The following is a 13,200-nucleotide window of genomic DNA, read 5'->3' as shown; positions in this document are numbered from 1 at the left end:
TATGCTGTTCTCACGGCCGAGGAGGCTCTCATGAGCAAAGGCATCATCACCGACGGCGTTCAGGACTCGACGCGCACGGGTGTCCTCGAGATCGAGGGGATGACGTGCGCGAGTTGCGTGGCGCGCGTCGAGAAGAAGCTGCGGGGCGTCGAGGGTGTCGAGGCCGCCGTGAACCTCGCCACGGAGTCCGCGCGCGTCGTGTACCCCGATTCGCTCGACCCGGAACGCCTCGTTGCGGCGGTGCGCACCGCGGGCTATGACGCCCGGCTGCGCGTGGAGCACCAGCACCACGAGGCTTCCGGCGGTCACGTCCACGAGAGTGAGGATGCCGCCGGGTCCACCCCGCTCCGCACCCGTCTCCTGGTGACCCTCGCCCTCGCGATCCCGGTCGTCGCCCTCGGCATGATCCCTGCCCTGCAGTTCCCCGGGTGGCAGTGGGTGTCCTTCGCTCTGGCGACGCCGATCCTGTTCTGGGGCGGATGGCCGTTCCACCGCGCCACGCTGCGCAACGCCCGCCACGGTGCAGCGACCATGGACACCCTCATCACGCTCGGTACGTTCGCCGCGTACCTCTGGAGCACGTGGGCGTTGTTCTTCGGATCGGCGGGGGAGATCGGACTGCGTCACGACGTCGTGCTGTTCGGCCCCGTTCACGACGCCACCGCGCTCGTGTACTTCGAGGTGGTTGCAGCCGTCACGGTCTTCCTCCTGCTCGGTCGGTTCGTGGAGCAGCGCTCCACCCGACGCGCGGGCGCAGCTCTGCGTTCGCTCATGGAGCTCGGCGCGAAAGAGGTCGAACTCACCGACGGCACCACGGTGCCGATCGGCGACCTCGCCGCCGGTGATCTCTTCGTCGTCCGACCCGGCGGCCGACTCGCCGCCGACGGGATCGTCGTGGAAGGCACCGCGTCGATCGATCAGAGCATGGTGACCGGCGAGTCCGTGCCGGTCGATGTGGAGGCGGGCGCGTCCGTCACCGGCGGCACCCTCGCCGCGGGCGGACGCCTGGTCGTTCGCGCGACCTCCGTCGGGGCCGACACCCGCCTCGCGCACATCGCCCGCCTGGTCGAAGAGGCACAACTGGGAAAGAGCCGCGTCCAGCGCCTCGCCGACCGCATCTCCGCCGTTTTCGTGCCCATCGTCATCGTCCTGGCCGTCGCCACGCTCGTCGGGTGGCTGCTCGCGGGTCAGCCGATTGCCGCCGGGTTCACCGCGGCCGTCGCGGTGCTGATCATCGCGTGCCCGTGCGCCCTCGGACTCGCGACACCGATCGCGATCCTCGTTGGCACCGGGCGTGCGGCGCAGCTCGGGGTGCTGGTCACCGGCCCCGAGGCGCTGGAAGCCGCCGAGCACGTCGACACCGTCGTGCTGGACAAGACCGGAACGCTCACCCGCGGCGCCATGTCGCTCGTTCGCGTCGTCACGGATGAGGGGACGGATGCTGTCGATGCGACGCGTATCGCCGCCGCCCTCGAACGCGGCTCCGAGCACCCGATCGCCCGCGCGATCGCCGCCGCGGCAGGCCCCGGCACGCCGGCGACCGCCACCGAGGCGCTGCCCGGTCGCGGCGTCACCGGCCGGGTCGACGGACGGCGGGCCTTCGCCGGCCGTCCCGAGCTGGCCGTGGACCTCGGTGCCGAGGTCTCGCCCGCGCTGACCGCCGCCATCGCCGAGGGCGGATCCCGCGGGACCGTCGTCGTGGCCGGTGGGGAGGACGAAGACGGCGAGCTCCGCGCCCGCGCCGTCTTCGAGATCTCCGACACTCTCCGCCCCGAGAGCGCCAACGCGGTGCGCGAGCTGCGTGAGGCGGGAATCGACGTCGTGCTGCTCACGGGCGACGGTCGCGCGATCGCCGAGGCCGTCGCATCCGATCTGGGCATCGAGACGGTCCGTGCCGAAGTGCTGCCGGAAGGAAAGCTCGCCGAGATCGAACGCCTGCGTTCGCAGGGGCGGGTCGTCGCGATGGTCGGGGACGGCGTGAACGATGCCGCAGCGCTCGCGGCGGCCGACCTCGGGATCGCGATGGGCGGCGGCGCGGACGCCGCGATGCACGCCGGGGACATCACCCTCGTCGCCGACGACCCGCGCGGAATCCTGACGGCGCTGCGCCTCAGCCGACGCACGATGCGGGTCATCCGCGGCAACCTCTTCTGGGCCTTCGCCTACAACGTCGCTGCCCTCCCGCTGGCCGCTCTCGGACTGCTCAACCCCATGCTCGCCGGGGCGGCGATGGCGTTCTCCAGTGTGTTCGTGGTGCTCAACAGCCTGCGCCTGCGGCGCGCTCGCTGAGCGGCCTCCCGCGACACGGCCGAGACGGTCTCGCGCCGTCCGGGGGCGGAGCACCTCCCGAGTGCCGGTAGACTGAGCGCCGGGGATCGCACCCCGGATGCCGCCGCAGCCCGCTCAGCCGTGGGTTTCGATCGTCCGGTTTCCCCTCCCGCGCGCGTCACGGCTACGGCCTCCCGCGGGACTCGCACAAACACCGGCCAGACCGGTCTTCGCCGGACGATCCGGCTGACGCTCAGGAGGAGCATGCCGAGCACGGCAACCGCAGCGCAGAATTCTTCTGGGCGCCGCAAGAAGACCTCGTCCGCGCGACGCGACGACGAGGCCCCCGTCATCCCGATCCTCGCCCGCAAGGTGCGGGAGGTCGAAGCCAAGGCCCAGCGCGGCAAACTCGGACCCACCAACCGGGTGAAGTTCCAGGTCATCGCGTTCCTGGTGCGCGAAGAGCGCGCCCGCGTCAAGGCCGACACCGAGATCGCCGACGCTGCCCGCTCCGAGCTGCTCAAGCGCCTCGACGGCGTCGCCACGATCCTCGCCAAGACCGCCGCGCGCGACACCTCGCTCATCCAGCTGCTCGAGGTCGATCAGGCCGCCTCCCCGGTCGCCCGGCGGATGCGCCGTGACTGGCTGCTCGAGTCGGGTGCCGAACTCGCCCCCGATGAGCTCATCATCACCGACGTCGCCCCCGCCACGCAGCAGGTCGTGCCCGCCGCCCTGGCCGAGCGCCAGGTCGTGCCCGTCGCGATCGAGGCGCGCCAGATGGCGAACCCGTTCCTCCCGCCCGACCTCACCGGCCACACCCCGCCCAGCTCGGCGCGTCGCCGTCTCGACGGCTGGGAGCTGATGGGTCCGCTCTACAAGGCGTTCGAAATGGGCGCCGGTGGGTCGGCAGCATCCATGGAACTGCCCCCCGTTCCCGAGTTCGATCACATCTCGCCCAAGGGCCTCGACGTGATGGCGCACCAGTCGCGCTTCCTCGAGTCCGTCCGGGAAGGTCACCGCAGCTTCCTGCTCGCCGATGAGCCCGGACTCGGCAAGACCGCCGAGTCGGTGTTGGCCGCCTCCGTCGCCGACGCGTACCCCCTGCTGGCGGTCGTTCCCAACGTCGTGAAGATGAACTGGGTGCGCGAGGTCAACCGCTGGACGCCCCAGCGCCGCGCGACGGTCGTCACCGGCGACGGGCGCAACATGGACGCCTTCGCCGACATCTTCATCGTCAACTACGAGATCCTCGACCGCCATCTCGCGTGGCTCGGCTCGATCGGCCTCAAGGGCATGGTCGTCGACGAGGCCCACTTCATCAAGAACCTCAGCTCGCAGCGCTCGCAGAACGTGCTCGCGCTCGCCGGCCGCATCCGCGAACAGGTGCGCGATCCCCTCATGCTCGCGCTGACCGGAACCCCCCTGATCAACGACGTCGAGGACTTCGACGCGATCTGGCGCTTCCTCGGCTGGACCACGGGGGAGAAGCCCGGGCCCGAGCTGATGGAGAAGCTCGACGCGACCGGTCTCACGCCCGCCGACAAGGCGTTCTACCCCGAAGCCCGCGAAGCCGTCATCTCGATGGGCATCGTCCGGCGCAAGAAGAAGGACGTCGCCGCCGACCTGCCCGACAAGCTCATCGCCGACCTGCCGGTCGAGCTCGACGACGAGTTCGGTCGCTCGATCCGCCAGGCCGAGCGCGAGCTCGCCGAACGCCTCGCCGGTCGGTACCGCCGCATCATCGAGGCGCGGGGAGATCGTGGCCTCGCGCCGGGCGAGATCGACGAGGATATCGTGCGTCTCGTCGCCGCCAACGAGCTCGAGGAGTCGAAGGCCGCCGGCAGCGGCGGCGACAACGTCTTCACGATGGTGCGCAAGATCGGCCAGGCCAAGGCGCACCTCGCGGCCGACTACGCCGTGCAGCTGCAGCGCTCGGTGGGCAAGGTGGTGTTCTTCGCGAAGCACATCGACGTGATGGATGCTGCGGAGGCGCACTTCGCGTCGGCGGGCCTGCGCACCGTCTCGATCCGCGGCGATCAGTCGACGCCCGTCCGGCAGGACGCGATCGACGCGTTCAACACCGACCCTGGCGTCGGCATCGCGGTGTGTTCGCTCACCGCCGCCGGTGTCGGCCTCAACCTGCAGGCCGCCTCCAACGTGGTACTCGCCGAATTGAGCTGGACCGCGGCCGAGCAGACCCAGGCGATCGACCGCGTGCACCGCATCGGTCAGGAGGAGCCGGTCACGGCGTGGCGGATCATCGCCGCGCACACGATCGACACGAAGATCGCCGAGCTGATCGATTCGAAGCAGGGTCTCGCGCAGCGCGCCCTCGACGGCGAAGCCGTCGACCCGGGCTCGAGCGACTCGATGCAGCTGAGCGCGCTCATGCACCTGCTGCGCCGAGCCCTCGGCGGGGAGTGAATCGGCGCCGCACCCGGAGGGCGACGGCAAATGTGGCAGGGTGAGGGTGGCAACGTCGCCGGCTCTCTCACCCGATACAGCGAGGACCACAGCTTATGAAGATCGGCATCCTGACCAGCGGCGGCGACTGCCCGGGACTCAACGCCGTCATCCGCGGAATCGTGCTGAAAGGCACGACGAACTACGACATCGAGTTCGTCGGCATCCGTGACGGCTGGCGCGGCGTGGTCGACGCCGATTTCTTCCCGCTGACGCGTCACGAGGTGAAGGGGCTGTCGAAGATCGGCGGCACCATTCTCGGCACGAGCCGCACCAACCCCTACGACGGGGTGCGCGGCGGGGCGGAGAACATCGCGAAGACCCTCTACGGGCACCGCATCGACGGCATCGTCGCGATCGGGGGCGAGGGCACCCTCGCTGCCGCCGACCGCCTCGCGAAGGACGGCATCAACGTCATCGGCGTGCCGAAGACGATCGACAACGACCTGCGCGCGACGGACTACTCCTTCGGGTTCGACACCGCCGTGAACATCGCCACCGACGCGATGGACCGCCTACGCACCACCGGCGACTCCCACCAGCGGTGCATGGTCGCCGAGGTCATGGGGCGCCACGTCGGATGGATCGCCCTGCACGCGGGCGTCGCCGCCGGCGCGCACGTGATCTGCATCCCCGAGGTGCCGATGTCGATCGACGACATCTGCGAGCAGGTCTCGCGCGCCCACGACCGCGGCCGTGCCCCGCTCGTCGTCGTGTCGGAGGGCTTCACCCTCACCGGCATGGGGGAGGCGTTCAGCGACAAGGGACTGGATGCCTTCAACCGCCCGCGCCTCGGCGGCATCAGCGAGGTGCTCGCCCCCGAGATCGAGCGGATCACCGGCGTCGAGACGCGTTCCACCGTGCTCGGGCACATCCAGCGGGGCGGCTCGCCCTCGGCCTTCGACCGGGTGCTCGCCACCCGCCTCGGTCTGCACGCCGCCGACGCGCTCGCGGAAGAGGCGTGGGGCCAGATGGTCGCGATGCGCGGCACCGACATCGTGCGCGTGCCTTTCGCCGACGCTCTCGGCGAGCTCAACACCGTGCCGCTCTACCGCTACGAAGAGGCCGCCGCCCTCTTCGGCTGACCCCCGCCCCCACCGGTCGTGCGACGTTCGCACGACCGGTGGGGCTGGTGTGCACCGGAGAGGCGGGTGGGGCGACGACGGCGCGGTCCGCCGTGCAAACGGCGCACCACCGCCGCCGCTAAGCGGCCGAGCTCGCGTCGTCGGGTGCCGCGGCGGCGAGGCCGAGCACGTCGAGCAACCACGCGAGTTCGAAGGCGCGCTCGCGCCAGGAGTTGTAGCGCCCGCTCACGCCGCCGTGGCCGGCGACCATCTCGCACTTGAGCAGCGCGTCCGCGCCCACTTCGCGCAGGCGCGCCACCCACTTGGCGGGTTCGACGTACAGCACCCGGGTGTCGTTGAGTGAGGTGACCGCGAGGATCTTCGGGTACGTGACGCCCTCCCGGACGTTCTCGTACGGCGAGTACGACTTCATGTACGCGTACACCTCGGCGTCGTGCAGCGGGTCGCCCCACTCATCCCACTCGATGACCGTCAACGGCAGCGAGGGGTCGAGGATCGAGGTCAGCGCGTCCACGAACGGCACGTCGGCGAGCACGCCCGCGAACAGCTCCGGCGCCAGGTTCGCCACGGCGCCCATCAGCAGGCCGCCGGCGCTGCCGCCCTCGGCCACCATCCGGTCGGCCGTCGTGTACCCGCCGTCGATGAGGTGCAGGGCACAGTCCACGAAGTCGGTGAAGGTGTTGCGCTTGGTCAGCGTCTTGCCGTCTTCGTACCACTGCCGGCCCATCTCGCCGCCGCCACGCACGTGCGCGACGGCGAACACGACGCCGCGATCGAGCTCCGACAACCGTGCGACCGAGAAGCCGGGCTCGATGGAGTGCTCGTACGAGCCGTACCCGTACAGGTGCAGCGGCCGGGGAGCGACTCCCGCGTCGCCGAACGAGCGCTTCCACACCAGGGAGATCGGCACCTCGGCGCCGTCCTGGGCGGTCGCCCACACCCGCGCCTGACCGTAGTCCGCGGGGTCGTACCCGCCGAGCACGGGTTGGCGCTTGCGCAGCAGCAGCTCGCCGGTGGCGATGTCGAGGTCGTAGACCGTGCCCGGAGTGACGAACGAGCCGTAGCCGATGCGCAGCAGCGGCGGTGCCCACTCGGCGTTGCTGCCGGTGCCGGCGCTGTACAGCGGCTCGTCGAACTGCAGTTCGCGCACCTCGTCGCTCGCGTAGTCCAGCATGCCGAGGCGGGCGAGGCCTCCGCTCCGGTACCCGACGACCGCCCAGTCGCGGAACGTGTCCACGTCGAGCAGTCGCTGACCCGCACGGTGGGCGATCACGACGTGGCGCTCGCCGTCGGGATCGGATGCTGCGGCCCGGACGAGCTCGAAATCCAGAGCGTCGTCGTTGTGGAGGATGTACAGGACGTCCTCGCCGTCGACGACCGCATGATCGGCGGAGTACTCGACGCCGTCCTTGCGCGGCCAGATCACGCGGGGCTCCGCGGTGAGGTCGTCGGCGTCGACCAGCCACTCCTCGGAGGTGATGGACGAGCCCACGCCGATCACGAGGTAGCGGTCGCTGCGGGTGAAGCCCGCGCCGACCCAGTAGCGCTCGTCCGGCTCGGTGAAGAGCTTGCGGTCGTCGGTGACGGGGGTGCCGACCTCGTGCAGCCACACCGTATCGGGGCGCCACGCGTCGTCGACCGTCGTGTAGATGATGAAGCGCCCGTCGGGGGAGAACGTCGCACCGGAGAACGTGCCGGGGATCTCGTCGGCGAGGTTCTCGCCCGTCTTCAGATCGCGCACGCGCACCGTGTAGCGCTCGTCTCCCGCGAGGTCGACGCCGTACAGCATCCGCTCACCGTCGTTGCTGACTTCGAAGCTGCCGAGCGAGAAGAATTCGTTGCCCGCGGCTTCGACGTTCGCGTCGAGCAGGATCTGCTCACCCGGCACGGCTTCGTCGGGGGAGAGGACGGGGGGTGTCCAGTCGTCGGGAGAAGCGAGCGGCGCCCGGCACTGGATGCCGTACTGGCTGCCCTCGACCGTGCGCCCGTAGTACCACCACGCGCCGCGGCGCACCGGCACTGACAGGTCGGTCTCGAGCGTGCGGCCCTTGATCTCCTGGAACACCTCTTCGCGCAGGCCCGCGAGATGCGCGGTCCGCAGGTCGGTGTAGGCGTTCTCGGCCTCGAGGTAGGAGATCACCTCGGCGTCGTCCTTGGCGCGCAGCCACTCGTACGGATCCTCGAACGTGTCACCGTGGTGCGTCCGGGTGATCGGGCGGCGGTCGGCTGCGGGAGGAACGGGCTGAGCGTCGGTGTCGGTCACCTCTCCACGCTAGCCGAGCGCCGCCGGCTCGGCGCGGCTCAGCGCACGGTGACGAGGGTGCGCTGCCATCCGGAGGAACCGTTCGGCGCGATGGGCGCGCGCTCCTCGATCTGCTGCTCGCCATTCGCGTTCACCGCGCGCACCGTGACGTAGTGCGTGCCGGCTTCGGCCTGCCATTCGAGGTACCACTGCACCCAGGTGTCGGCGTTGATGGGAGTCGACAGGGTCGCCGGCTGCCACTCGCCGTCGTCGATCGACACCTCCACCCGTTCGATCCCCACGGTCTGCGCCCACGCCATTCCCGCGATCGCGACGGTGCCCGCGTCGACCGGTGTTCCCGAACGGGGGGTGTCGATGCGCGAGGAGAGCTTGATCGGGGCCTCGGCGCTGTACCCGCGAGGGGTCCAGTAGGCCTCGTCCTCGGCGAACGTCGTCACCTTCAGCTCCGTGACCCACTTGGTCGCCGAGACGTAGCCGTAGAGTCCGGGCACCACCATGCGCACGGGGAAGCCGTGTTCGAGGGGGAGGGGCTCGCCGTTCATGGCGACCGCGAAGATCGCGTCGCGCCCGTCGTCGGTGAGCGCGTCCAGGGGGGTGCTGGCGGTGTAGCCGTCGACGCTGGTGGACAACACCATGTCGGCGCCCGACTGCACGCCCGCCATCCGCAGGATGTCGCGGATCGGTACACCCTGCCAGATGGCGTTGCCGACGAGGCCGCCGCCGACCTCGTTCGACACGCAGGTGAGGGTGACGCCGTATTCGTCGAGGCCCAGGGCGACCAGGTCGTCGAAGCTCAGCTCGACACGCTGGTCGACCATCCCGTCGACGACGAGCCGCCACGTGGCGGGGTCGATCGAGGGCACGGTGAGGGCGGTGTCGACGCGGTAGAAGTCCGCGTTGGGCGTGATGAGCGGCGTGATGCCGGCAACGTCCAGTTCGGCGCCCTCGGGGATCGTGACGGTGGACCGCGAGGCGGGCAGGGTGAGGGCATCGCGCACCGCGGTGACCGACGCGGTGGTGGCCGACACGATGCGTGCTCCGACACCGACGATGACGGATGCTGCGGCCGTCACGATCGTGAGCTGCAGGAAGCCACGGCGGCTCGAACGCGGTGTCGGGATCTTCGCCTCGTCGGCGGCGTCGGTGTCATCGAGCTGACGCTGCGGCTCGGCCACCGCATCGCGCCACCGTCGCAGTCGCCGGCCGATCAGGAACATCAGCACCACGCCGGCGACCGTTCCGGCGAGCGGCGGCAGCACCGCGAGCGGGGTGGCACCGGCGCGGGTGAGGATCGCTGCTCCGGACAGGATGCCGGCGACCACGAACAGCGCGGATCCGAGCGGCGGACGGATCAGTTCGACGACGCCGGCGATCGCGGCGGCCACGACGACGGCGAGGGCGAGACCGGCGAGCAGCGCGATCTTGTCGTACTCGCCGAAGGTCGAGATCGCGAATTCCTTCAGGGGCTGCGGCACGATGTCGATCACGAACGATCCGACCGCCAGGAGCGGGCTCGCGGAGGGGGCTGCCACGAGGGCGACGAGCTCCGCCGCGGCCAGGAAGCCGGCGGCGGCGACGATGCCGGCCAGAGCGGCCCAGGCGAAGAATCTCTTGCGGCGTGCGGGCATGGCGCCCTCCCGTTCTTGTCGAGGGCTATTCGACGCCGGGGCGGTATCGGATGGTGCGCCTAGGCTGGGCGCATGGTGGACGCGCCCGTGCAGTTCGGTTCCCACGCCCCCGCGGAACGCGTGATCGTGCACCTCAGCGATACGCATCTGCTCGCCGGAGACCGTCGCCTGGGCGGGGTCTACGACACCGCGGCGCAGCTCGCCGCGACACTGCGCGCGGTGGAGGACCTCGGCATCCGCCCCGATGCTCTCGTGTTCACGGGGGATCTGACCGACCTCGGCGAGCCGGAGGCCTACGCCGCCCTGCGTGCCGCGGTCGACCCTGTCGCCGAGCGTCTGGGCGCGCCGGTCGTCTGGGTCGCCGGCAACCACGATGAACGCCCCGCCCTGCACCGCGACCTGCTCGGTCGCGAGCCCACCCAAGAGCCGGTGACGGGGGTGTGGGATCTGGGCGGATTGCGCGTGATCGCGCTGGATTCCAGCGTTCCCGGTTGGCATCACGGCCTGATCGACGCGGCCCAGCGGGACTGGCTGCGCGAGGTTCTGAGCACCCCCGCCCCTCTCGGCACCCTCCTGGCGATGCACCACCCGCCGCTGCCGACGCACATCCCGTTCTTCGACATCCTCGAGCTGCGCGAGCAGCCCGCGCTCGCCGAGATCATCGCGGGCACCGACGTGCGCGGTATCCTCGCCGGACACCTGCACTACTCCACGAGCGGCACGTTCGCCGGGGTGCCGGTGTCGGTGTCGGCCGCCACCTGCTACACGATGAACCTCGCGCGTCCCGGCGTCGAGGTGAACGGGATGGATGCGGGTCAGTCGTTCCACCTCGTGCATGTCTACGACGACACGATCACCCACGCCGTCGTGCCGGTCGCGACCGCGCAGACCGCCGACTTCTTCACGGCCGCCTGGGTGCAGGAGATGGCGGAACTGAGCCCCGAGCAGCGCCTCGAACGGTTCTCGCGCAAACGCTGAGCCTGCCGAGAATCCGAGTGGCCGGCGGGGGGTGTCGATAGGCTCGAGACACCCTCACCCGCTGCGACCCACAAGGATGCACATGGCCCTGGACGCGAAGACGCGCACCCGTATCGAGACCGATTCGCTGGGATCCCTGCCGATCCCCGCCGACGCGTACTGGGGGATCCACACCGCCCGGGCGTTGGAGAACTTCCCGATCTCGCAGCGTCCCATCTCCGTCTACCCCGACCTCGTGCGCGGGTTGGCGATGGTCAAGCAGGCAGCGGCCCGGGCGAATCTCGAGATCGGCGTGCTCGACGCGGAGCGCGCGGGCCTCATCGACCGGGCGTCCCAGCGGGTCATCGACGGCGAGTTCCACGACCAGTTCGTCGTCGGCGTCATCCAGGGCGGCGCGGGCACCTCGACGAACATGAACGCCAACGAGGTCATCACCAACATCGCGCTGGAGGAGGCGGGCCGCCCCAAGGGCGACTACGCGTTCCTCTCGCCGATCGATCACACCAACCGCAGCCAGTCGACCAATGACGTCTACCCGACCGCGATCAAGGTCGGGCTGTCGTTGAACCTGAAGACCCTGCTCACCGAGCTGTCGCTGCTGCGTCAGGCGTTCCTGGCGAAGTCCGAGGAGTTCCACGACGTTCTGAAAGTGGGCCGGACGCAACTGCAGGATGCTGTGCCGATGACCCTCGGCCAGGAGTTCCACGGCTTCGCCACCACCCTCGGCGAGGACTACCACCGCCTGACCGAGAACGCCTACCTCCTGTCCGAGGTCAACATGGGCGCGACGGCGATCGGCACCGGGATCACCGCCCACCACGCCTACGGCAAGGCGGTGCTGCGCCACCTCCGCGAGATCTCGTCCCTCGACCTGGCGACGGCGACCGACCTCGTCGAGTCGACGAGCGACACCGGGTCGTTCATGTCGTTCTCCTCGTCGCTCAAGCGCAACGCCATCAAACTCTCGAAGATCTGCAACGACCTGCGGCTGCTGTCCAGCGGTCCCCAGGCGGGCCTCGGGGAGATCAACCTCCCCGCCCGTCAGGCCGGCTCCAGCATCATGCCGGGCAAGGTCAATCCGGTGATCCCCGAGGTGGTCAACCAGGTGGCCTTCGCCGTCACCGGGGCCGACCTCACGGTCACCATGGCGGTCGAGGGCGGTCAGCTGCAGCTCAACGCGTTCGAGCCCGTGATCGCCCACTCGATCTTCCAGTCGATGACCTGGATGGAGCGGGCCATGTGGACCCTGCGGGTCAACTGCGTCGACGGCATCACCGCCAACCGTGAGCGGCTCGGCGCGATGGTCGGATCCTCGGTCGGCGTCGTCACCGCCTTGACCCCCTTCATCGGCTACGCCGCGGCGGCAGCACTCGCCAAGACGGCTCTGCTCACGGGACGCAACGTCGCCGATCTGGTGGTCGAGGCCGGCCTCCTGTCGCGTGCCGAGGTGATCAAGCAGATCTCGCCCAAGCGGCTGTCGGGCCTGGAGGCCATCACCGAGGCGATCCCGATCATCCGCTCCGCAGAAGACGTCGTCGCTCCCGCCGAGGAGTGAGCCTCGTAGCACGCTCCTGAGCGGATCGACGGGAAATCCGGGGCGGGTTGACTTCGGTGCATGCCCGGAGGACGGTCGATCACGACCGACCCCCGAGGAGTCCCGTGGCCGACAAGACGAAGTCCAAGAAGAAGCACGACAAGGTGTCGCGCGTCGACAAGAAGAAGTACGAGAAGGAGCTCGAGCGGCTCCAGATCGAACTCGTCGGCATGCAGCAGTGGGTCACCGCCGTCGGTGCCCGCGTGCTCGTGATCTTCGAGGGCCGTGACGCCGCCGGCAAGGGCGGGGCGATCAAGCGGGTCACGCAGTACCTCAACCCGCGCACCGCGCGCGTCGTGGCACTGCCGCAGCCCAGCGAGCGCGAGAAGGGGCAGTGGTACTTCCAGCGCTACCTCGAGCGGCTCCCGACCAAGGGCGAGATCGTGCTGATGGACCGCTCCTGGTACAACCGGGCGGGCGTGGAGAAGGTCATGGGCTACTGCACCGACGAGGAGTACGACCGCTTCCTCGAGCAGGTGCCCACGGTGGAGCGCATGCTGGTCGAGGACGGGATCATCCTGCTCAAGTACTGGTACTCCGTCTCCGACGTGGAGCAGGAGAAGCGGTTCCGGTCGCGACTGAACGACCCGATGCGCCGCTGGAAGCTCTCGGACACCGACCTGCTGTCGATCACCAAGTGGGAGGACTACTCCCGGGCGAAGGACGCGATGTTCGAGGCCACCGACCATGCCGACGCACCGTGGTGGTCGATCAACAGCGACGACAAGCGTGCCGCCCGGTTGAACACCATCAACCACCTGCTCAGCCAGATCCCCTACGACCACCTCGAGCCCGAAGCCGTGCACTTCCCCGACCGGCCGCAGGCGGCGGAGGCCGTCCGGCCGCCGATCGAGAACCACCAGTTCGTGCCCGACCACGCCGCGACACTGTGATCTCCGCGCTGTGATCTCCGCGCTGTGA

Annotated in this window: 8 protein-coding genes; 6 read left to right on the top strand and 2 right to left on the bottom strand. The window is 69.9% G+C overall.

Translation table 11 applies throughout. The features are described 5' to 3' along the window. The first annotated feature begins 30 nt into the window (after positions 1-30). The 3 genes from ACFXP5_RS12675 to ACFXP5_RS12665 all read left to right on the top strand — a co-directional run bounded on the left by ACFXP5_RS12675 (position 31) and on the right by ACFXP5_RS12665 (position 5,816). Positions 31-2,289 (top strand): heavy metal translocating P-type ATPase, encoded by a 2,259-nt coding sequence (locus ACFXP5_RS12675; RefSeq protein ID WP_394544879.1) that lies wholly within the window; start codon positions 31-33, stop codon positions 2,287-2,289. A 243-nt stretch (positions 2,290-2,532) separates the two neighbouring features. Continuing rightward, positions 2,533-4,692, top strand: a complete 2,160-nt coding sequence (locus ACFXP5_RS12670) for a DEAD/DEAH box helicase (protein WP_394528773.1) — start codon at positions 2,533-2,535, stop codon at positions 4,690-4,692. A gap of 95 nt (positions 4,693-4,787) precedes the next feature. Continuing rightward, a complete protein-coding gene (locus ACFXP5_RS12665; protein WP_394528772.1) occupies positions 4,788-5,816 on the top strand; it encodes a 6-phosphofructokinase in 1,029 nt (342 codons plus the stop codon). 118 nt (positions 5,817-5,934) lie between these two features. Here ACFXP5_RS12665 and ACFXP5_RS12660 read toward each other — a convergent pair whose 3' ends face one another. Then, positions 5,935-8,079, bottom strand: a complete 2,145-nt coding sequence (locus ACFXP5_RS12660) for a S9 family peptidase (protein ID WP_394544878.1) — start codon at positions 8,077-8,079, stop codon at positions 5,935-5,937. 38 nt (positions 8,080-8,117) lie between these two features. Beyond that, on the bottom strand, positions 8,118-9,707 hold the full coding sequence (locus ACFXP5_RS12655; RefSeq protein WP_394544877.1) for a molybdopterin-dependent oxidoreductase: 1,590 nt from the start codon (positions 9,705-9,707) through the stop codon (positions 8,118-8,120). A 72-nt stretch (positions 9,708-9,779) separates the two neighbouring features. Here ACFXP5_RS12655 and ACFXP5_RS12650 point away from each other — a divergent pair, with 72 nt between their 5' ends. From ACFXP5_RS12650 to ppk2, 3 genes are all read left to right on the top strand, one after another. Continuing rightward, positions 9,780-10,685 (top strand): phosphodiesterase, encoded by a 906-nt coding sequence (locus tag ACFXP5_RS12650; protein ID WP_394528769.1) that lies wholly within the window; start codon positions 9,780-9,782, stop codon positions 10,683-10,685. An 82-nt stretch (positions 10,686-10,767) separates the two neighbouring features. Continuing rightward, positions 10,768-12,240 (top strand): aspartate ammonia-lyase, encoded by a 1,473-nt coding sequence (locus ACFXP5_RS12645; protein ID WP_394544876.1) that lies wholly within the window; start codon positions 10,768-10,770, stop codon positions 12,238-12,240. 104 nt (positions 12,241-12,344) lie between these two features. Further along, positions 12,345-13,172 (top strand): polyphosphate kinase 2, encoded by an 828-nt coding sequence (gene ppk2 / locus ACFXP5_RS12640; RefSeq protein ID WP_394544875.1) that lies wholly within the window; start codon positions 12,345-12,347, stop codon positions 13,170-13,172. Positions 13,173-13,200: the final 28 nt, after the last annotated feature.

This window comes from Microbacterium hanjuni (assembly GCF_043556395.1).
Classification (GTDB): domain Bacteria; phylum Actinomycetota; class Actinomycetes; order Actinomycetales; family Microbacteriaceae; genus Microbacterium.
Note: the sequence above shows the minus strand (reverse complement) of the source record. Positions and strands in the feature narration are given on the sequence as shown.

Excerpts from the sequence above, each read along its gene's own strand:
- ACFXP5_RS12675 (WP_394544879.1), top strand. The coding sequence starts at position 31 with ATGAGCAAAGGCATCATCACCGACGGCGTTCAGGACTCGACGCGCACG.
- ACFXP5_RS12670 (WP_394528773.1), top strand. The coding sequence starts at position 2,533 with ATGCCGAGCACGGCAACCGCAGCGCAGAATTCTTCTGGGCGCCGCAAG.
- ACFXP5_RS12665 (WP_394528772.1), top strand. The coding sequence starts at position 4,788 with ATGAAGATCGGCATCCTGACCAGCGGCGGCGACTGCCCGGGACTCAAC.
- ACFXP5_RS12655 (WP_394544877.1), bottom strand. The coding sequence starts at position 9,707 with ATGCCCGCACGCCGCAAGAGATTCTTCGCCTGGGCCGCTCTGGCCGGC.
- ACFXP5_RS12650 (WP_394528769.1), top strand. The coding sequence starts at position 9,780 with ATGGTGGACGCGCCCGTGCAGTTCGGTTCCCACGCCCCCGCGGAACGC.
- ACFXP5_RS12645 (WP_394544876.1), top strand. The coding sequence starts at position 10,768 with ATGGCCCTGGACGCGAAGACGCGCACCCGTATCGAGACCGATTCGCTG.